Origin of the sequence: Kribbella sp. HUAS MG21 (assembly GCF_040254265.1) — a bacterium.
In the GTDB taxonomy this organism is placed as follows: domain Bacteria; phylum Actinomycetota; class Actinomycetes; order Propionibacteriales; family Kribbellaceae; genus Kribbella.
On record NZ_CP158165.1, the window covers coordinates 2,531,663 to 2,551,189 of the forward strand.

At 70.3% G+C, this 19,527-nt stretch carries 22 protein-coding genes; 9 read left to right on the plus strand and 13 right to left on the minus strand.

What is annotated here, in order from left to right:
* Nucleotides 1-3 precede the first annotated feature (3 nt).
* The 4 genes from rsmG (at nucleotide 4) to ABN611_RS12270 (ending at nucleotide 4,056) form a co-directional block, all read left to right on the plus strand.
* Nucleotides 4-675, plus strand: a complete 672-nt coding sequence (gene rsmG, locus ABN611_RS12255; protein ID WP_350279955.1) for a 16S rRNA (guanine(527)-N(7))-methyltransferase RsmG — start codon at nucleotides 4-6, stop codon at nucleotides 673-675.
* A 485-nt stretch (nucleotides 676-1,160) separates the two neighbouring features.
* On the plus strand, nucleotides 1,161-2,096 hold the full coding sequence (locus ABN611_RS12260; RefSeq protein WP_350279956.1) for an AAA family ATPase: 936 nt from the start codon (nucleotides 1,161-1,163) through the stop codon (nucleotides 2,094-2,096).
* A gap of 130 nt (nucleotides 2,097-2,226) precedes the next feature.
* A complete protein-coding gene (locus ABN611_RS12265; protein ID WP_350279957.1) occupies nucleotides 2,227-3,198 on the plus strand; it encodes a ParB/RepB/Spo0J family partition protein in 972 nt (323 codons plus the stop codon).
* Between the two features lie 90 nt (nucleotides 3,199-3,288).
* The gene (locus tag ABN611_RS12270) at nucleotides 3,289-4,056 is read left to right on the plus strand and encodes a dihydrofolate reductase family protein (protein WP_350279958.1); all 768 of its coding nucleotides are present in this window, start codon (nucleotides 3,289-3,291) and stop codon (nucleotides 4,054-4,056) included.
* Between the two features lie 170 nt (nucleotides 4,057-4,226).
* On the opposite strand, the gene ABN611_RS12275 is transcribed toward ABN611_RS12270, so the two are convergent.
* The 6 genes from ABN611_RS12275 to ABN611_RS12300 all read right to left on the minus strand — a co-directional run bounded on the left by ABN611_RS12275 (nucleotide 4,227) and on the right by ABN611_RS12300 (nucleotide 8,934).
* The gene (locus tag ABN611_RS12275) at nucleotides 4,227-5,051 is read right to left on the minus strand and encodes a class I SAM-dependent methyltransferase (protein ID WP_350279959.1); all 825 of its coding nucleotides are present in this window, start codon (nucleotides 5,049-5,051) and stop codon (nucleotides 4,227-4,229) included.
* Entirely contained in the window at nucleotides 5,048-5,305 is a 258-nt protein-coding gene (locus tag ABN611_RS12280; protein ID WP_350279960.1) for a hypothetical protein, read from the minus strand. The genes ABN611_RS12275 and ABN611_RS12280 overlap by 4 nt, the downstream gene beginning before the upstream one ends.
* A gap of 41 nt (nucleotides 5,306-5,346) precedes the next feature.
* On the minus strand, nucleotides 5,347-5,700 hold the full coding sequence (locus tag ABN611_RS12285; protein ID WP_350279961.1) for a DUF3817 domain-containing protein: 354 nt from the start codon (nucleotides 5,698-5,700) through the stop codon (nucleotides 5,347-5,349).
* Complete coding sequence (locus ABN611_RS12290) at nucleotides 5,697-6,530, minus strand: SURF1 family protein (protein WP_350279962.1); 834 nt, start codon at nucleotides 6,528-6,530, stop codon at nucleotides 5,697-5,699. The genes ABN611_RS12285 and ABN611_RS12290 overlap by 4 nt, the downstream gene beginning before the upstream one ends.
* Nucleotides 6,531-6,543: 13 nt before the next feature.
* Nucleotides 6,544-7,491: a D-alanine--D-alanine ligase gene (locus tag ABN611_RS12295; RefSeq protein ID WP_350279963.1), complete on the minus strand. Its 948-nt coding sequence runs from the start codon at nucleotides 7,489-7,491 to the stop codon at nucleotides 6,544-6,546.
* 132 nt (nucleotides 7,492-7,623) lie between these two features.
* A complete protein-coding gene (locus ABN611_RS12300) occupies nucleotides 7,624-8,934 on the minus strand; it encodes a PLP-dependent aminotransferase family protein (protein ID WP_350279964.1) in 1,311 nt (436 codons plus the stop codon).
* A 187-nt stretch (nucleotides 8,935-9,121) separates the two neighbouring features.
* Between ABN611_RS12300 and ABN611_RS12305 the strand changes: the two genes are divergently transcribed.
* The 4 genes from ABN611_RS12305 to ABN611_RS12320 are packed head-to-tail and all read left to right on the plus strand — an operon-like array spanning nucleotide 9,122 to nucleotide 11,091.
* Nucleotides 9,122-9,322 (plus strand): hypothetical protein, encoded by a 201-nt coding sequence (locus tag ABN611_RS12305; RefSeq protein ID WP_350279965.1) that lies wholly within the window; start codon nucleotides 9,122-9,124, stop codon nucleotides 9,320-9,322.
* A 37-nt stretch (nucleotides 9,323-9,359) separates the two neighbouring features.
* A complete protein-coding gene (locus ABN611_RS12310; RefSeq protein WP_350279966.1) occupies nucleotides 9,360-10,013 on the plus strand; it encodes a GNAT family N-acetyltransferase in 654 nt (217 codons plus the stop codon).
* A gap of 2 nt (nucleotides 10,014-10,015) precedes the next feature.
* Nucleotides 10,016-10,408 carry a DUF2784 domain-containing protein gene (locus tag ABN611_RS12315; RefSeq protein WP_350279967.1) on the plus strand — a complete coding sequence of 131 codons (393 nt, stop codon included), beginning with the start codon at nucleotides 10,016-10,018 and terminating at the stop codon, nucleotides 10,406-10,408.
* A gap of 29 nt (nucleotides 10,409-10,437) precedes the next feature.
* Entirely contained in the window at nucleotides 10,438-11,091 is a 654-nt protein-coding gene (locus tag ABN611_RS12320; protein WP_350279968.1) for a permease prefix domain 1-containing protein, read from the plus strand.
* On the opposite strand, the gene ABN611_RS12325 is transcribed toward ABN611_RS12320, so the two are convergent.
* On the minus strand, nucleotides 11,071-11,397 hold the full coding sequence (locus ABN611_RS12325) for a helix-turn-helix transcriptional regulator (protein ID WP_350279969.1): 327 nt from the start codon (nucleotides 11,395-11,397) through the stop codon (nucleotides 11,071-11,073). The two genes, ABN611_RS12320 and ABN611_RS12325, sit on opposite strands and share 21 nt — an antisense overlap.
* A 73-nt stretch (nucleotides 11,398-11,470) precedes the next feature.
* Here ABN611_RS12325 and ABN611_RS12330 point away from each other — a divergent pair, with 73 nt between their 5' ends.
* Complete coding sequence (locus ABN611_RS12330; RefSeq protein ID WP_350279970.1) at nucleotides 11,471-13,597, plus strand: MMPL family transporter; 2,127 nt, start codon at nucleotides 11,471-11,473, stop codon at nucleotides 13,595-13,597.
* On the opposite strand, the gene ABN611_RS12335 is transcribed toward ABN611_RS12330, so the two are convergent.
* The 6 genes from ABN611_RS12335 to ABN611_RS12360 form a co-directional block, all read right to left on the minus strand.
* A complete protein-coding gene (locus ABN611_RS12335) occupies nucleotides 13,594-14,718 on the minus strand; it encodes an N-acetylmuramoyl-L-alanine amidase (RefSeq protein WP_350279971.1) in 1,125 nt (374 codons plus the stop codon). The two genes, ABN611_RS12330 and ABN611_RS12335, sit on opposite strands and share 4 nt — an antisense overlap.
* Nucleotides 14,719-14,765: 47 nt before the next feature.
* Nucleotides 14,766-15,095: a thioredoxin gene (trxA, locus tag ABN611_RS12340; protein ID WP_350279972.1), complete on the minus strand. Its 330-nt coding sequence runs from the start codon at nucleotides 15,093-15,095 to the stop codon at nucleotides 14,766-14,768.
* Nucleotides 15,096-15,127: 32 nt separating this feature from the next.
* Nucleotides 15,128-16,117: a thioredoxin-disulfide reductase gene (gene trxB / locus ABN611_RS12345; protein ID WP_350279973.1), complete on the minus strand. Its 990-nt coding sequence runs from the start codon at nucleotides 16,115-16,117 to the stop codon at nucleotides 15,128-15,130.
* A 141-nt stretch (nucleotides 16,118-16,258) separates the two neighbouring features.
* Nucleotides 16,259-17,011 carry a hypothetical protein gene (locus ABN611_RS12350; RefSeq protein ID WP_350279974.1) on the minus strand — a complete coding sequence of 251 codons (753 nt, stop codon included), beginning with the start codon at nucleotides 17,009-17,011 and terminating at the stop codon, nucleotides 16,259-16,261.
* 127 nt (nucleotides 17,012-17,138) lie between these two features.
* Nucleotides 17,139-17,855: an RNA polymerase sigma factor SigM gene (gene sigM, locus ABN611_RS12355; RefSeq protein ID WP_350279975.1), complete on the minus strand. Its 717-nt coding sequence runs from the start codon at nucleotides 17,853-17,855 to the stop codon at nucleotides 17,139-17,141.
* Complete coding sequence (locus ABN611_RS12360) at nucleotides 17,852-19,501, minus strand: hypothetical protein (protein WP_350279976.1); 1,650 nt, start codon at nucleotides 19,499-19,501, stop codon at nucleotides 17,852-17,854. Before ABN611_RS12360 ends, sigM begins: the two co-directional genes overlap by 4 nt.
* Nucleotides 19,502-19,527: the final 26 nt, after the last annotated feature.

The window sequence follows — 19,527 nt, forward strand, 5'->3', positions numbered from 1 at the left end:
GCGATGACCGAACCTGTTTCACGTGAAACACCGCCGCTCGTGGAGAAGCTGTTTCCACGGGCGGCGGTCCGGCTTTCGGCCTATGCCGAGTTGCTCGCGACCGAGGGGACGCTCCGCGGACTGATCGGGCCGCGCGAGGTCCCGCGGCTCTGGGATCGGCACCTGCTGAACTGTGCCGTCGTCGAGCGCCTGATCCCGGAGGAGTCGACCGTCGCAGACGTCGGCACCGGGGCCGGCCTGCCGGGGCTCGTGCTGGCCATCGTGCGCCCGGACCTCCAGGTGGATCTCGTCGAGCCGTTGCTCCGCCGTACGACGTTCCTCCAGGAGGCCGTCGACGAACTCGGGCTCGACAACGCGACCGTCGTCCGCGCGCGGGCCGAGCAGTTGCCGCCGGCGTCGTACGACGTGGTGACGTCGCGGGCGGTCGCGCCGTTGGCGAAGCTCGCGCGATGGTGCCTGCCGCTCTGTGTCGAAGGCGGGCTGATGCTCGCCATGAAGGGGTCGTCCGCGGAGGAGGAACTGGACGCCTCGGAACGCGAATTGATGAAGCTTGGGGCAGAGGTTTGCCACATTCACCAACTCGGCGGCGATGAACTGGCCCACCCCACGACTGTGGTGAGTATTGTGGCCGGACGTGCTGCAGGGGGATCCCGGCACGCCAGACACGGGAGGTGAGCGGGTTGGTGAGTCGTGCCCTCGGATGGCCCGAGAAGAGCACCGGTGAGCCGAGGTCATCGCAGGGCATCGGCTGGCCGACCGAACCCGACTCCGCGGTTCGCGTGGTGACTCCGGAGCCCGCTCCCGATACCGCCCCCGCCCCGGCGCCTCCGGTGCGCACCGCCCCGCCGATCGACACTTCAGGCCTGCGCGCAGCCGCGGCCGCCGGTCTCGGCGGACCGACCGTCGACGAATCGCGCTCCGTTTCACGTGAAACCCCCGAGATGCGGGATGATGGTTCCCGGCCCGATTCGGCGTCACTGGTGGACGCCGACGAGGACCTCGCGGAATCTCCACGGCCTGTGGATGAGCACCGCATGAAACTGCCCCCGCACACGGGAATTCGTCCACAGAAGCCTGTGGACGGAGCTGGGGGCAGACCCGCCCCGACCCCTACTGACATCCTCTTCGGGCCAAGTCCCGCACCTATTGGAATGGGCGCTATGACTGCCGCACAGATCGCCGCGCGGGCCACGTCGGACGAGCTTCAGCGACGACTCCTCGAGACTCCGATCGCCGCCGCGACCGAACGGACCTTGCTGGTGAATGAAGGACGCACTATGGGCCGCGAGTTCCCGCTGCCCGCCCAGACCCGAGTGTTCGTCGTCGCCAACCAGAAGGGCGGCGTCGGCAAGACCACGACGACGGTCAACGTCGCCGCCGGCCTGGCGTTGTACGGCGCGAAGATCCTCGTCATCGACCTCGACCCGCAGGGCAACGCCTCGACGGCCCTGGGCATCGACCACGCCGAGGGTACGCCGGGAGTCTACGAGGCCATCATCGAAGGCGAGCCGCTCGGCAAGCTGGTCCAGCCGTGTGCCGAGCACCCAGGCATCCAGGTCATCCCGGCGACGATCGACCTGGCCGGTGCCGAGATCGAACTCGTGAGCCTGGTCGCCCGGGAGAGCCGGCTGAAGAGCGTGCTCGAGGCCTACCTTGCCGAGACCGAGGCTGCGGGCGAGAAGTACGACTACGTCTTCATCGACTGCCCGCCGTCCCTCGGCCTGCTGACCGTGAACGCGCTGACGGCCGCCCGCGAGGTGCTGGTGCCGATCCAGAGCGAGTACTACGCGCTCGAGGGCCTCTCGCAGCTGCTCCGCCACATCGACATGGTGAAGTCGCACCTGAACCCCGGCCTGGACGTCTCCACGATCCTGCTGACGATGTACGACGCCCGGACCAAGCTGGCCGGCGAGGTCGCGGCGGAGGTCCGCGGCCACTTCAAGGACGCCGTACTGCGGACCGCCGTACCGCGATCGGTGCGCATCTCGGAGGCGCCGAGCCACGGGCAGACCGTGCTCGCGTACGACCCGGCCTCGGCCGGCGCGCTGTCGTACCTGGAGGCCTCTCGCGAGATCGCGATGCGGAACAACGCCTGAACCGGATGATCGGTGTGGCACCGTTTCACGTGAAACGGGAGCCGGGGGAGCGCCTGCGAACGACGTGGTCCCCTCGGTGTTGTGATAGGTCAGCAGTAGCTCAGCAGGATGTCGAACTCGAGGGAGCGCGATGAACACCCGACTCGGACGCGGACTTGGTGCGCTGATCCCCAGCTCGCCGGCGCCTGGCACCACGACCCTCGGCAGCAAGTCGAGCTCGATCCCGGGGGCGCCCCCGGTGAGCAAGCCGGCGGAGGCCCAGGAGACGGAGCTGGAGCTGGCCGCGGTACCGGGTGCCTCGTTCGCCGAGATCGAGGTCGAGAAGATCACGCCGAACCCGAAGCAGCCGCGGACGGTCTTCGACGAGGAGGCGATGGAGGAGCTCGTCCACTCGGTCAAGGAGATCGGGCTCCTGCAGCCGATCGTCGTCCGGAAGCTCGACGGCGACAAGTACGAGCTCGTGATGGGCGAGCGTCGCTGGCGGGCGACGCAGCAGGCCGGGCTGGAGACGATCCCGGCCATCGTGCGGGACACCTCGGACGACGCGATGCTGCGCGACGCCCTGCTGGAGAACTTGCACCGGAGCCAGTTGAACCCGCTCGAAGAGGCGGCGGCGTACCAGCAGATGCTCGACGACTTCGGGTGCACGCAGGAGGTGCTGGCGACCCGGATTGGGCGGTCGCGGCCGCAGATCTCCAACACGCTGCGCCTGCTGAAGCTGCCGGCGTCCGTCCAGCGCCGGGTCGCGGCGGGCGTCCTGTCCGCAGGTCACGCGCGGGCGTTGCTGGGCTTGCCGAGCGGTGACGCGATCGAGCGCCTCGCCCAGCGGATCGTCGCCGAAGGGCTCTCGGTGCGCACGGTCGAGGAGATCGTCGCCCTCGGCGACATGAACGGCGACGACGCCCCGGCGCCGCGTCGCCGGAACAAGCCGGTCGCCCCGCGGCTGGTCGACCTGGCCGACCGGCTGTCGGACCGCTTCGAGACCCGCGTCAAGGTCGACCTGGGCAAGACCAAGGGCAAGATCACCGTCGAGTTCGCGTCCCTGGACGACCTCGAGCGGATCGTCACCCTGATGGACCCGAACAAACCCACCGACTCCTGACACCGGCGGGTAGCCGTCTGCTGTGGTGCCCGTCGGATTGTCGGCGGGCCCTGATTAGCTCTTGTCTCCGGCGAGTCTGAGGAGGCCAAGGTGGACGAGCGGCCGCGTGTGGTGGTCAGTGTCGGGGCGAGCGTCGACGGGAAAGTGGCGCTGGCCCGGAACGCGCTGCTGATGCACCAGCCGAGTTCGGAGCTCTGGGCCGCGATGACCCCGGAGGCGTCGGACTCGGTCGGCGTCGACGTACTCGAGCTCGTCAGAGACCAATACGGCTGCAACGCGGTCCTGGAGGGCAGCGGCAGCCTGGTGGCCGAGGACGAAGTACCCGAGCCGTTGCCAGCCTACGAGGGCGAGCCGGACAGCCTCTACAGTCACTTCCTCCCGGCAGACAGCACAGGGCAGCCGTCGCCGCCGCATATGTGGTTCACGATCGTGGACAGCCGCGGACGTGTGCGGTGGACCGAGAAGCATCCGGACTGGGACGTGCTGGTGCTCGTGGCGCGTTCGACTCCCGCTGACTATCTCGGGTATCTGCGCCGGGAGCGCATTTGCTACCTCGTCGTCGGGGAGGAGCGCGTCGATCTCCGCCAGGCGATTGCCGCGATGGGGACGGAGCTCGGAATCAGCTGCGTGCTGTCCATGGCCGGCGGTGGCCTGAACGGAGCTTTGCTGCGCGCGGAGCTGATCGACGAACTGCACCTGACGCTGGCGCCCGCGCTGGTGGGAGGTCTCGGTACGCCGTCGGTCATGGACGGACCGCCGCTTGCCGTCGGAGAGGCGCCGACCCGTCTGCAGCTCCTCTCGGTGCAGTCGGACACGGCTGGTGCGGTGCGGCTCCACTACGCCGTACCGAGGGTGTGAAGAGTGCAATCTGGCGCCTTTGAGGGCGGTCTCAGGGCCTCTCGGAGCCGGGAATCACAAGAATGTAAGTCGGCGGAAGCCGCTAAGGATCGCTCTCACAGAGCTAGTTCGAACCCCGAACTACCGGGATAAGTCATCAGGGTGATATGTCGACAAATCCATCTCGACACTTACGGCGATGTTTCATGTGAAACATCGCGCGCTGCGTGGATGAGGTAGGTCGCCGGGAGGTGTGCGGAGGCTGCGCCAAGGCCGTCGTACATCTCGGGAACTGCGGACTCCTGGAAGGCTGTGAGGGTCAGGCCGGCTGACAGGAGTGCGGTGACGATGTCGCTGGGCGGCCAGATGAAGGCGGTGAAGGTGGGGGCATCCGGGTTGTCCCGTGCGCCGGTGGGCAGCTTGGGGTTGTCGATGGTCGCGCGTGGGGTGGTGCGGGCGAAGTAGTCCGCCGTAACCGTCAGGTGGTTGGGTCCCTGGACGGACAGGATCTCCCAGATCGGGTGATGGTCGGCGATCAGGATTGAACCGCCGGGGGTGAGGCGGTGCGCGACGGAGGTCGCGAAGGTGTTCAGGTCGGGGACCCAGCAGATTGCGCCCCAGCTCAGGTAGATGACATCGAAGCCGGTCAGGGACGACGGCAGATCGAGCATGTCGGCGCGCACGAACTCGACCGGGACGCCTGCGGCGACGGACTTCTCGGTGGCCATCGCGATCGCCACCTCGGAGATGTCGGCACCGACGACCGAGGCGCCGAGGTTGGCCCAGGAGAGGGCGTCATCACCGCAGGAGCAGGCCAGTTGGAGAACCCGCCGGCCGCGGACGTCACCGGCAGCGGCGAGTTCGGCCGGCGACAGCGTGGTGCCGCCACCAGCGAAGTACGACGCGGGGCGCCCGGGTCGGTCCGGGTGGATCTGGTTCCAGCTGGCGCGGTTGAACCCCGTGATGTCCGGCGGCATGACCCCGCCGCGCGGGCGGGGGTCGGGCGGCGGGATCATGGTGCGAGGCCGGGCGCCTGGCGGCATGACCCCGAGCGCGGGCCGGTGTCCGGCGGCACGGCCGCGACGTGCGGGCGGATGTCCGGCGGGATGGCCTCGACGCGGGGGCGGGTGTGCGGCGGCGTGGCCCCCGGGCGGTGGTACGGCGGCGTGGCCTCGGTGCGGGGGCGAGGGGCCGGCGGGATGGCGCCGACGTCAGGGCTGGTGTCGATGTCAGGGCTGGTGTCGATGTCAGGGCTGGTGTCGGGCGGCATGGCCTGACGCTAGGGGGCGGCAGGCCGGTGGGACAACGGGTTTAGCGGCCCTGGAGTTCGTGTGTGGTGCGGCGCTCGGCGTAGAACGACAGGAACGGGATCGTGCCGGCGATCGCCATCAGTACCAGGCGCGGGAACGACCACTGCACGCGGCGGAACAGGTCGAAGGTCGCCAGCAGGTACACGACGTACAGGAAGCCGTGCATCGGGCCGATCACGTTCATCGCGGCGGGGTTGTCGGCCAGGTACTTGAGCGGCATCGCGAGGAACAGCAGCAGGAGCAGCATCACGCCGACGATGTACGCGATCACGCGGTAGCGCGTCAGCGCACCGCGAGCAGCCGGGGTGAGCGGCTGCGAGCCGGCGGAGGTGGCGGGGTCGGCAGAGGAAGTCACGCTGAAACCGTACCGCTTGGCTCAGCACGCTCAACGCCCCGGTCGGCCCCCGACTCCCCGGACCCGGGGTTGTCCAGTTCGGCGTTGTCGGGCTCGCGGTGGGCGTCGAGGAGCATGCGGGTCCACATCCAGAGGGTGAAGGCGGCGAAGATCCACCACTGGAAGGCGTACGCGATGTTTCGGAGGCCGGCGTGGTCCGTTGGTGGTGGTGGGGGTACGACGGTCGCCGGCGCGGGGGAAGGTGGCGTGCCCGAGTCCAGAGTCGTCTGTACGACGAAAGCGTCGTACACGCGGTACTTCACCAGATGCACGATCGTCGGGATCCGCAGCGACGACAGCACCCGGCCCTTGGCGGCGTCGCCCGACGCGTCCTCGGCCTCGGACGAGATCACGGCGCCGGTCAACGACACCGGGCCCGACGGCGCCGCGGCCGCCGGATCAGTCACCGATGCGACCCACCCTCGCACGACCATCACCGCGTCGGTCTCGGACAGCTTCAACGGCGATACGACCCAGAACCCGGCCCGCCCGTCGTGCAGCCGATCCGCGATGAACACCTGGTCGGCCGCCGGGGCCCAAGTCCCGGAGATCGTCACCCGCCGACCGACAGCCTTCGACGGCAACCCCTCGTCGATCGAGAACAACGACTGCAACGGCACCGGCGGCGCCGCAGCGCGCTCAGCCGTCGCGTCGGCGGTCTTCGACTGATAGACCCCGATCTGCCAAACGCCCATCACCGTCATCACCCCGGCGATCGCCAACGCGAGCACCAGCAGACCGGACCACCGAGGGGTGAGTACCGTCCGCCACAGCGGCCGGGCGTCTGACATCAGCAGAGACCTCTCAGCGAGCCGCAGCAGCAGCGAGCAGGTCGCGGCACAGCACGCCCAGCTCGATCCCCGCCGCCTCGGCGGCCAACGGCACCAGCGACGTCTCGGTCATCCCCGGCGCCACGTTCACCTCGAGGAACCACGGCACACCCGCGGCGTCGACCACCAGATCCGTCCGCGACAGGTCCCGCAGCCCCAGCGCCTGGTGCGCCTGCACAGCCGCCGCAGCGCACGCGCCGGCCGCCTCCGGCTCCAACCGAGCAGGTACGACGAACTGTGTCGCGCCGGCGGTGTACCGCGCCTCGTAGTCGTAGAACCCGGAGTCCGGGCGGATCTCCACGGCAGGCAGCGCCCGCGGCCCGTCACCGGTGTCGACGACCGTGACAGCCACCTCGGTCCCGTCGATGTACTGCTCGATCAACGCCACCGGACCGTACGCGTAGCAGTTCACCATCGCCGACGGCAGCTCGTCCGCCGACCGCACGATCGAGGCGCCCAGCGCCGAGCCGCCGCGCGCCGGCTTCACCACGAGCGGCAGCCCGATCTGCTCGACCACGGCCGCCATCAACGAGGCGGCGCCCAGCTCGCGGAACGTGTCGTGCCCGAGCACGACCGACGCCGGCGTGTACAGCCCCGCCGTACCGACGACCGTCGACGCGACCGGCTTGTCGAACGCCGTCCGGCAGGCCGCGGCGTCCGCGCCGACGTACGGGACGCCGTACAGGTCGAGGACCTGGCGGAGCGCGCCGTCCTCGCCGGTGACGCCGTGCAGGACGGGGAAGACCGCGTCCGGGGGATCGTTCCGCAACCGATCGACCAGGGAGGCGTCGACGTCGCGCTGCTCGGCCTCGACGCCGACACTGCGCAGGGCGTCCGCCACCCGCCGGCCGGACCGGAGCGAGACGTCCCGCTCGTGCGACAGTCCACCGGCCAGTACCAGCACTCGACCCAGATCACTCATCACAAATATCCCGATCACTCGTGGGCGACTCCGGCACGGCCGCCGGTCCCGAGGCCCACTGGAACCGTACCCCTACCGCGTCAGCGACCCCCGTCCACCCGGGGATCATTGCGCAACCTTTGCGCAGCCCACCTACGAAAGTTCCGGTCCGGGGGCGTCGTAGTCGTGGCCGTGGCCGGGCGGCAGCGGACCGAACGTCTGCCGGAGTTCGAGCTCCTCGTGGATCACCGCGGCGAGCCGGCCGACCCCCTCGGTGATCCGCTCCGGCGTCGGATGACAGTACGACAACCGCATGCACTGGGAGCCGAAACCGTCGGCGAAGAAGGCGGTTCCGGGCACGTACGCGACCCGCGCCGTGACCGCCCGGGGCAGCATCGCCTTGGCGTCCAGGCCCTCCGGCAGCGTCAGCCAGACGTAGAAGCCGCCTCGCGGCCGCGTCCAGGTCGTTGCCGCTGGCATCTTCTCCGTGAGCGCCGCGAGCATCGCGTCCCGGCGCTCGCGGTACATCTCGCGGAACTGTTTCACCTGCCCCATCCAGTCGTGCCGGGTGAGGTACGACGAGATGGCGAGCTGGCTGAACGTCGGCGGACACAGGGTCGCCGACTCCTGCGCCAGCACGAGCTTCTCCCGGACGGCGTGCGGCGCGACCGCCCAGCCGACCCGGAACCCGGGCGCGAACGTCTTCGAGAACGAGCCCAGGTAGATGACCCCTTCGCGGTCCGCCGCGCGCAGCGCCCGCTGCGGCTCGCCCTCGAAGCCGAGCAGCCCGTACGGGTTGTCCTCCAGCACCAGCACGGACGCCTGCTGGCAGATCTCCAGCACCCGCGCCCGCCGCTCGTCGGACAGCGAGACCCCGGCCGGGTTGTGGAAGTTCGGGATCGTGTAGAAGAACTTGATCCGCTTGCCGGCGGCCCGTACCGACGCGATCGCCTGCTCCAGGGCCTCCGGTACGACGCCGTCGTCGTCCATCGCGACGTGCACGACCTCGCACTGGTACGCGCGGAAGACGCCGAGCGCCCCGACGTACGACGGCGCCTCGCAGATCACCACGTCGCCCGGGTCGCAGAACACCCGGGTCACCAGGTCGACGGCCTGCTGGCTGCCGACCGTGACCACGACGTCGTCCGGGTGCGCCTCGATGCCCTCCAGGCGCATGATGTCGCAGATCTGGTCACGCAGCGTCGGGTCGCCCTGACCGGAGCCGTACTGCATCGCGGTGGCGCCGCTGTCGGTCACCAGGTCGTGGACCGCGCTGCCGACGACGTCCAGCGGCAGGCCGCCGATGTTCGGCATGCCGCCGGCGAGGGACACCACCTCGGGCCGGCTGGCGACCGAGAACAGGGCTCTGATCTCCGATGCGGTCATGCCCTTGGTCCGGGCTGCGTACGCCTCGACGTAGTTGTCGAGACGGGTCTGCCGGACATCGGGCACGTCAGCACTCACGAGGGCCACTCCAACGGTGATCGAGGGGGAAGTCACCAGGTTACGTCGAGACACCGCAGTCCGGGCTGGGGATCGGCGTGACCTCTCACTACCATGCCTTATAGGGGCAGGTTCGACCATGCCGGAATCTGGCTGCTGAGACAGCCGGCGGGTGCGGCCTGAGAGGTGGAAGGGAAGGCAGGAGCGGATGAGCGTGGGCAAGACGGCCGGCTGGACGCTCGGCGGCCTGTTACTGGGCGTGCTGGCGGGCTTCGCCGGCGAACTGTTCCGGCGGCAACCCGCCGAGAAGGTGCAACAGCGGTACGTCGCCCCTGAGGCGACCCGCACCCCGGACGCGCGGACGCCACGGCCCGTCCCCGAGCCGGCGGCGGAACCCGTCACCCGATGACCGGTCCTGTGACGAAGCTGACAACCCGGACGCGCTGATGGCCCGACGGCTCGAACCGCTGACGCTCGCCAATCTCGACGAGCTCCCGGTGCCGTGCCGTGACTGCGTGTTCTGGGAGCTGGACCCGGTGGCCGCGCGCCAGGCCGCCCGCAACGGCGACACCGGCCTCGAGAAGGAGGCGTGGCTGTCCCAGTTGCTGCTCGACTGGGGGAGCGCGGGAATCGTGCTGTACGTCGACGACGAACCGGCCGGGTTCGCGGTGTACGCGCCGGCGAAGTACCTGCCGCGCAGCCAGGCGTTCCCGACGGCTCCGGTCAGCCCGGACGCGGTCGTGCTCGCCACCGGGCGGATCCTGCCGCGGTACCTGGGGCTCGGACTCGGCAAGATCCTTGTCCAGGCGGTTGCGAAGGACGTGTTGAAGCGTGGTTTCCGGGCCGTCGAGGCGTTCGGGGACTCGCGCTGGGACGGGCCGGGCTGCGTGTGGCCGACCGACTTCCTGCGGGCCGTCGGATTCGGCGTGGTGCGGGAGCATCCGCGCAATCCGCGGCTGCGGCTCGACCTGCGCTCGGCGATCACCTGGCGCAGCGAGATGGAGGCCGCGGTCGAGCGGCTGATGGGCGCCATCCGGCCCGAGCACGCGCCGCCCACCCCCGTGACGGTGCGCGACGCGCTGCGCACCGGGCCGGAGTAACCGTGGTCTGGCGGGCGCTCGGCGACGCGATGTTCGTCCTGCACGCCGCGTTCCTGCTGTTCTTCGTGATCGGCGCCTTCCTGGCCTGGAAGTGGGCGAAGCTGATCTGGGTGCACCTCGGGATCGTGGTGTGGAACCTCGCGATCGTGATCGTCGACTACGACTGCCCGTTCACCGGCGTGGAGAAGTACTTCCGGCGCCGCGGCGGCGAGACGCCGTACGAGGGCGGGTTCATCAACCACTACCTGGACGGCACGATCTGGCCCGAGGGCGCGACGCCGGTGGCGGAGAAGGTCGGCTTCGCGCTGGTCCTGATCGGGTACGCCGGGTTCTTCGTCGTCCGGCAGCGCCGCCGGGCGAAGCTCAGGGGAGAGTCAGTGGGACCCCGGACGTGAGCCCGGTCCGGCCTGCCCATACTTGAGGGGTGTCCAGAACCAGTACGCCGGTCGACGACTACCTGGCCGCGCTGAGCCGGGAGCTCAGGGGACCGCGCCGCCGGAAGGCGGACCTGCTGGCCGAGGCGCGCGATCACCTGACCGACGCGACCGAGGCCTTCGAGGCGGAGGGCCTGGACCAGCACGAGGCGGAGCTGCGGGCGGTGGCGGACTTCGGCACCGTGGCCGAGGTCGCGCCGGGATACCGCGAGGACCTCGCCGTCAGCCAGAGCCGGCGTACGGCGGTCCTGTTGTTCGCCGCGCTGATCGTGCAGCCGATCGTCTGGCAGGAAGGCGCCTGGAGCTGGAACAGCGCTCCCGAGGTGCACGACCCGCTGAACGACTTCCTGCAGGCCGCGGTCCGCGGGATCGGCACGGTGGCGATCGCCGGCGCGGTCCTCGCCGTGATCGCGGCCGGCATCGGCCTGCGGGTCCCGGTGGTGCGGACGCATCTGGCGCGCGTGACCACGGTCTTCGCGCTGGCGAACGCCGTGACGATCGGCGGGATCGGCCTCGCGATGGCGGCGACCAGCGCGCACCCGAACGGACTGCTCGACTTCGCGGTGGTCAGCGGCTTCGTCGTACTGCCTCTGCTCTTCGTCGGCCAGCAGGCCGCGCGCGGCCTACGCCTGGCCCGGGCGTAGCACCCCTTCCACGACCGCCCGGAACGTCAGCCACTCCTGCTTGCCGGACGCAAGCATCTTCGCGCCCGCGGCCGTGAGCTGATACGTACGGCGCTTGCGCCCGCCGACGGTGCTCCACTCGCTGGCCAGGTAGCCGGCCCGCTCGAGCCTTCGCAGCGCCGGGTACAGCGTGCCGGTCGGCAGGTCGAGCTCGCCGCCGCTTCGCTCCAGGAGTGCCTCCATGATCGCGTACCCGTGCAGGGGTTCGTGCTCGACGACCGCCAGGATCATCGGGTCGAGGTGTCCACGCAACGCATCCGCCTTCATGTAGCCAGTCTACTCATGTGTCTGTTAATGTCGAGAGGCAACATGTAGCTGATCTACTTATTGAGGATGCGCGATGACCGTGGAAACCCCGATCCGACCGGCGACCCGGCCCGGCCTGCTGCACCGGGTGTCCGGGTGGGCCATGCGGCACGCCGGCCTGGCGGTCCTGCTGTGGGTACTCGTCCTGGCCGCGGCGACCGCGGCGTCGACGGTGGTCGGAAATGCCTACAAGAACGACAACTCGCTCCCGGGCACCGACTCCCAGCGCGTGACCGACATCTTCGAGGCGCACCAGCCGAAGGGCGACACCGCCTCGGTGCAGCTCGTCGTCCGCGCCGACGGCGGCCTGGAGGCCGACAAGGCGCGGGTGGCCTCGATGCTGGCTGTGGTGCGCGAGTTGCCGCACGTCTCGTCGGTGGCCGATCCGTTCGCCTCGCCGGGCGCCATGTCGACAGATCGACGTACGGCGTACGCGACGGTGAGCCTCGACGTGACCGCCGCGGACATGCCGGTGGCGGACGTCCGGACGATCATCGAGCGTGCGCAGGAGTTCGCGCGGCCCGGCTTCCAGGTCGAGGTCGGCGGCGACCTGGCGCGAAGTGCCGCGGAGAGTTCGGGCGGCGCGTCCGAGGGCGCCGGCATCCTGGCGGCGCTGGTGATCCTGGTGTTCCTCTTCGGATCGTTGCTCGCGGCAACTCTTCCGCTGTTGACCGCGGTGTTCGCCGTCGGCAGCACGGTCGGACTGCTGGTGCTGGCGTCGCACCTGTTCACGGTGCCGGAGTACACGACGCCGGTGATGATGCTCGTCGGTCTCGGCGTCGGGATCGACTACGCGCTGCTGATCTTCTCCCGCTACCGGCACGAGTTGCTGCGGGACGAGCCCGACGCGAAGGTCGTTGCCCTGGACACCGCGGGGCGGTCGGTGATGTTCGCCGGCTGCACGGTGGTGATCGCGTTGCTCGGCCTGCTGGCGCTGGGACTCGGTTCACTGCAGGGCGTCGCGCTCGGTGTCACGCTGACCGTGCTGATGACGATGCTCGCCGCGGTCACGCTGCTGCCGTCGCTGCTGACCCTGTTCGGGAAGCGGATCGAGCGCAGTGTGCGCAAGCATGCCGCGAAGCAGCGTCGTACGCCGGGTGACGGGTGGCGCAAGTTGGCTACCGTTGTACAGCGCGGGCCGTGGGTGCCGCTGGTGCTCGGGGTGCTGGCGCTGATCGCGTTGTCGCTGCCGGCGCTGGGCATGCGGCTCGGGTTCGCCGACGCCGGCACGGACGACCCGGCGAAGACGAGCCGGAAGGCGTACGACCTGCTGGCCGACGGGTTCGGACCCGGTTTCAACGGACCGCTCGTGGTGGTGACCGAAGGCGGGCAGGCGGCGGCGCAGCCGCTGGTCCGGACGCTGACGGCGGATCCGGGGATCGCCGCGGTCACGCCGCCGCAGGTGACGCCGGACGGGAAGGTCGCGACTGTACTCGCGTTCCCGAAGTCGGCGCCGCAGGACGCGGCGACGAGCGACCTCGTGCAGCGCCTGCGCGACGACACCCTGCCGGCGCTCGAGTCGCAGACCAGGGCGACGTACCTGGTCGGTGGATCGACGGCGGCCGCGGACGACTTCGCGGCGGCGGTGAGCAAGCGGCTGCCGGTCTTCGTCCTGGTGGTGGTCGGCCTGTCGGCGCTGCTGCTGATGGCGGTGTTCCGCTCGGTGCTGATCCCGTTGAAGGCCGCCGTCCTCAACCTGCTCAGCATCGGCGCGTCGCTCGGGGTGATCACGCTGGTCTTCCAGCAGGGCTGGTTCGGCGCGCAGGCGGGGCCGATCGAGGCGTTCGTGCCGGTGATGATCTTCGCGATCGTGTTCGGGCTGTCGATGGACTACGAGGTGTTCCTGGTGTCCCGGATCCACGAGGAGTGGCGCCGTACCAAGGACGCCCGGGCCGCGGTCCGCGAAGGCCTCGCGACCACCGGCAGTGTGATCACCGCGGCGGCCGCGATCATGATCGTGGTGTTCGGCGCGTTCCTGCTCAGCCCGGACCGGATGCTGAAGCAGTTCGGTCTCGGCCTCGCGACCGCCGTGCTCATCGACGCGCTGCTGATCCGCTGCGTCATCGTTCCCGCCGTACTGCGGTTGTTCGGCGAGCGGGCGTGGTGGCTGCCGCGCGGCCTCGACCGGATCCTGCCGAAGATCAAACTCGAGGGCGACTAGACGGTCAGCTGGCCGAAACGGAGCATGCCGGTGGCGGCGTCCTGCTCCGGTGGCAGGTAGACGCGCTGGATCGCGACCACGATCGCCTCCGCGATCACGTCCCGGAACGCGGCGTCGGCCAGCCGGGCCGAGTCGTGCGGGTTGGTCACGTAGCCGATCTCCAGCCGGACCGCCGGCATCTTCGTTCGCCGCAGCAGGTCCCACGTCTTCGCGTGGGTCCGGCAGTTCAGCAGGTCGGTGCGGGCGACGATCTCGCGCTGCACCAGCCCGGCGAACTGCTCGCCGACGCTCGACGACGCGCCGTGCAGGTCGTTGCCGTAGTAGTACGTCGCGACGCCCTGCGCGGCCGGGTTCATCGAACCGTCGGTGTGCAGCGAGACGCACAGGTTCGCGTCGGTCTCGTTCGCGAACGCGGCCCGGGCCAGCTCGTCCGGGCCCTGGTCGCGGCCGCGGGACAGGTACGCGCGGACACCGGTGGCGCCGAGGCGGCCCTCGATCCGGGCGGCCAGGTCGTACGCGATGTCGGACTCGCGCAGGCCGAAGCCCTCCCAGCCGTAGTCGAAGCCGCCGTGGCCCGGGTCGATCACCACGGTCTTGCCGGACAGCCGCGGCCCGGCGGCGCGGACGGCCTCGCGGGCGCGCAGCGCGTCCGGACGGCCGCCGGTCGCCATCGGGCGGATCCGCTGCAGCGCCTTGAACGTCGACGGCCCGCAGGTCCCGTCGGCCGGCAGCCCCATGTTGCGCTGGAACTCGGTCACCGCGCGCTGGGTGTCGGCACCGAAGATCCCGTCGATCCGGGCGACCGCGAACCCGAGCTCCTGCAGCTTGGCCTGCAGGCTCAGGACGTCGTCACCGCTCAACGGATGCGCCGGGACGTAGGTCAGCAGCCGGTCGCCCAGCCGCCACCGCGCGTCGTCGATGGCGCGGTACGTCTGCGGGCCGACGACACCGTCGATCATCAGCCCGCGTTGCTGCTGGAACCCCCGCACGGCGTCCGCGGTCGCTTCGTCGTAGACGTCGTGACCGCCGGTCAGCAGCCCGAGCCGCTGCAGCTTGCCGACGATCTCCGCGACCGCCTCACCGCTGTCGCCGAGCTGGTACACGCCGTGGGAGGCTTCCATCAGGTCTGACTCCTTGCCAAGGTGGCGGAATTTCAGGCGGTGCTCTGTCAGTCCGTGAAGGCGGCCAGCTCCTTCAGCAGCGCGGCCTTCGGCTTGGCGCCGACGATGGACTTGGCGAGCTCACCGTTCACGTAGACGTTGATCGTAGGGATACCCGTGACGCGGTAGTTGCTCGGGGTAACCGGGTTCTCGTCCACGTTCATCTTCAGGAACGTGATCTTGTCGCTGTGGTCCTGCGCCAGCTCCTCCAGGATCGGCGAGACCTGGCGGCACGGGCCGCACCACTCCGCCCAGAAGTCGACCAGGACCGGCTTGTCGCTCTTCAGCACCGTCTGGTCGAACTCGGCGTCGGTGACAGCGTTCATCTTCTCGCCCACGGGCGTATCTCCTTAAACGGTGGTGGTCGGGTTCAGACGGAAACCGGCTGGGTGGCCGCGGCGGCCGCGGCGGTGGCCGCGTCCTCGAGGGTGGCCAGGTAACGCTCGGCGTCCAGCGCGGCCGCACACCCGGTGCCGGCGGCGGTGATCGCCTGCCGGTAGGTGTGGTCCACAAGGTCGCCGGCCGCGAACACGCCGGGCAGGTTGGTCTCGGTGCTGTCCGGGCGGACCAGCACGTAGCCCTCGGCGTCGAGCTCGACCTGGCCCTTGACCAGCTCCGAGCGCGGGTCGTGGCCGATCGCGATGAACAGGCCGGTGGCCGGCAGCTCGCGGGTCTCACCGGTCACGGTGTCCCGCAGCGTCAGGTGCGTGAGCTTGTCCGCGCCGTGGATCTCGCCGACCTCGGAGTTCCACTGGAACTCGATCTTGTCGTTGGCGAACGCCCGGTCGGCCATGATCTTCGAGGCCCGCAGCTCGTCGCGCCGGTGCACCAGGTGCACCTTCTTCGCGAACTTGGTCAGGAAGGTGGCCTCCTCGACGGCGGAGTCGCCGCCGCCGACCACCGCGATCTCGTGGTCGCGGAAGAAGAAGCCGTCACAGGTCGCACACCAGGACACGCCGTGGCCGGACAGCCGGTCCTCGTCGGGCAGCCCGAGCTTGCGGTAGCCCGAACCCATCGCGAGGATGACCGCCTTGGCCCGGTGCTCGGTGCCGGCGGAGTCGGTGACGACCTTGATCTCGCCGGTCAGGTCGACCGCGATCACGTCGTCCGCGACCAGCTCGGCGCCGAACCGCTCGGCCTGGGTGCGCATCTCGTCCATCAGCGCCGGGCCCATGATGCCCTGCGAGAAGCCCGGGAAGTTCTCCACCTCGGTGGTGTTCATCAGCGCGCCGCCCGCGGTGACCGAGCCTTCGAACACCAGCGGCTCCAGCGCCGCGCGCGCCGCGTACACCGCAGCGGTGTAACCGGCCGGACCGGAGCCGACGATGATGACGTTGCGGACTGTGGTGGAGTCGCTCATGCAGGCGTTCCTCGTTCGTCGAGACAGTGACGTCGTACTCAACGGATCCTAGAGGCCGACCATTCCCACGGTACCCACGACCGGGTCGGTGTGCCGCATCACCGTCCGCATCACGGTCCGGCGCCGTGACGATGTGGTTACTCAGTGCAGCGTGATCGTCACGTGGTAGAACTCGTTGCCGACGCCGCCCGCGACACTGCACCCGGTGACCGCGAAGACCTGGATCTCGCTCGGCCGCGCGCCCTGCAGCCCGATCAGCGTGGCCCGTTTGCCGTCGACCTTGGCGGGCTGGACCAGCCGGACGTTCGAGTTCGAGCGGCCGGCCGCGAACGACCGGGCGCAGGACTGCTCCTCGGTCGAGCCGTGCAGGATCGCCGGCGTGTGGTCGAGCCACTGCTTCGTCCGGTTCCCGATGTCCTTGCTGCTGATCGTCACCGTGTCCGTCGGCGGCGTCTTCTGGTCGGTGGCTGCGGCGCCGTCGTTCGCCTGGTCCTTGGTCGCGAACACCACGCCGACGCCCAGCGCGGCGATCAGCACCACACCGGCCGCGGCGCCGAGCAGCTTCGGCAGGTGCCGGCGCGGCTCCTCGCGGATCTGCGCGAGCGAGTGCACGCCGACCGTCGAGGCGCGCAGTACCGACTCCGAGACGATCACCGCGTCCAGGTGCTCGGCGACGTCGGTGGGGATCGGGATGTCGGCGCGGCCTTCCTCGGCCAGGTCCTCGGACAGCTGCAGCAGGGCGTCGTACGTCTGCTGGCACTCCGGGCAGGCCTTCACATGCTCACGAGCGCGATGCGCCTCGGTGGCGGGCAGCAGGTTCTCGATCAGGTCGGCGATCGTGTCCGTGTCCAGGTGCTCGAGGTGCTCACTGGTCGGCAGACCGGGGTCGGTCATCGGGGGCTCGCCTCCTCACGGGAGGTGCGCGGCCATGGCAGCAGCGTGGTCATAGGGAAACTCCGGTCGAAGGCGTCGTACGTCCGGTCGCCAGAGGCAGGCGACTTCGCTTCGACGGTGTACCCGTTCATTCGGTTCCCACCGCTTCCGCGGCGGACTTCTCCGGTACGTCGGAATCCCGGGACGTCTGCCAGTGCCGCAGCAGCGGGAGCAGCTTGGCACGGCCGCGGGCGCACCGCGACTTCACGGTGCCTGGGGCGCAGTCGAGGATCGCGGCCGCCTCCTCGATCGAGTAGCCCTCCATGTCGACCAGGACCAGCGCCGCGCGCTGGTCCTCGTTGATCTGCTTGAGTGCGTTCAGCACGTCCAGCCGGCGCTCCCGGACCTCCGCCGGGTCGTCCTCGGCGGGTCCGGCCAGCTCGGCGGCGCGGTCCTCGTCCTCGGGCAGCGGGTCGGCGGCCCGCACCTGGCGGCGGCGGATCCGGTCCAGACACGCGTTCACCACGATCCGGTGCAGCCAGGTGGTCACCTTCGCGTCCCCGCGGAACGAGTCCGCCCGCCGGAACGCCGAGATGAACGCCTCCTGGAGCGCGTCGGCCGCCTCCTCGGGCTCACCGAGGGTGCGGATCGCGACCGCCCACATCCGGTCCCGGTGCCGCTTGACCAGGAACCCGAACGAGTCCGGGTTGCCGGCGACGTGCATCCGGAGCAGCTCGTGGTCGTCCAGCTGGTCGTAGCTCGTCGGCCCATGGCCCTGGGCAGCACCGGCCACCGGCTCGTCCGCGCCGATGCGCGGGACGTCCGGCCGGGGCGGCGGGCTGCCCGAGTCCACGTGAGCGGTCATTTCTGGATCGAGACCTCCGAGATGATGCCCTGGTAGCCACCGGAGACCTTCGGCAACTTGGTCAGCCATACCAGCACGTACCGCGTCTCGGTCGGCGCCGAGGGCTTGAGGTTCACCGTACCCTCGGCCTGGTCCTCCAGGGTCGCGACCGCCTTCCAGCCGTCGATCGAGGACGGCGACTTGCCGGCGTCGCCCTCCGGGACCATCAACTGGATGCTGGTGTCGTCGCCCTGCAGCGCGACCGCGACGTTCGAGACCGGGGTCTTCGCGCCGAGGTCGTAGATGATGCCGACGCCGGGCTTGAGCCCGCCGAGGTTCGGCTTGTTCCGGTAGGTCTGGGTCTTCCAGATCGTGCTCGGATCACCGTCGTAGGTGTTCGGCACGTCCTTCGGCCGCTCGGTCTTGTCACCGTCGGGATCGAAGTCCTTGGCGCCCGCGATCGCCGCCTTGCCGCCGCCCGCGGTCGCCGACGGGGTGCTGCTGGTCTGCGGTGGCGCGCTCGACTTCGCGCCGCCGTCGGCGTCGGTCTGGTCGTTGTTCATCGCGCCCTTGAGCAGGAACTGCGCCATCGCGATCACCGAGAGCAGGGCCAGGATCGCGAGCAGGATCAGGATCCGGCCGCCCCAGGAGCCCTTCGGCTTCGGCTCGTCGCGGCGCCGGCCGTTGCCGTTCGGCGGCGGCTGCCGGCGGACCGGCCGGGTGTCGGTCGCGGGATCGTAGGCCGGCTGCCGGCCGTACCCGTTCTGCTCGGCGTACGCCGGCTGCGGGGTCGGGTCGATCGCCGGCGGCGGCGCCTGCGGCACCACCTGGGTGGCGTCGTCGATGCTGCCGTTCTGCCGGGCGACCTGAACGGTCTCGTCCATCTGGTTCGGCGGCTCGTGCGAGCTGCCGACGACGCCGGACAGCGCCGCGGACAGGCCGGCCGCGCTGGTGATCGGCGGGGCGTGGTGCCGCGGCGGGTCGCCGAGCAGCCGGTCGCTGATGTCGTCCAGCGAGCGCGGTACGCCGGCGCGCACCTGGCGCGGGCTCAGCAGCCGCCCGTGCTCCACCGGCGCGGGCTGCAGGCCCCACAGGGGTGCCGGTCCGGGCCAGCGGCCGGTCAGCGAGGCGTAGAGCAGCTCGCCGAGCGAGCGGACGTCCTCCTCCGGCGAACCGGCGCCGACCGAGCGCAGCGCCGCCTCGGTGGCGACGCCGACGACCTTGATCGCGCCCGCGTCCGTGACCACCACGGTCGCCGGGCTGATCGCGCCGTGCGCGTAGCCGGTGCGGTGCAGGTTCTCGAGGGCCTCGGACACCTCGCGGGCCAGCCAGCCGGCCTGCTGCCCGGTGAGCGGTCCGCTGCCGAGCATCCGCTCCAGCGTCCGGCCGCCCGCCCATTCGCGGACGCAGTACGTGACACCGTCGTGCATGTCGCAGTCGAGCACCCGCAGGAAGCGCGGGTCGTTCGCCGCCGCGGCGCGCCGGGCGGCGTCGAAGAGCAGGTTGGTCCGCGGGTCACCGACCGGGAGTACGTCGACGACGACCGCGCGGCTGAGCACCTCGTCCACGGCCCGCCACACCCGGGCGCCGTCGATCTCCGCGAGCAGCTCGGCGATCCGGTACCGCCCGGCCAGCAGGGCACCAGGGGTCACGGTCTGGTTCGACACGGTGTCTCTCGCCCTCCTTGATGCCC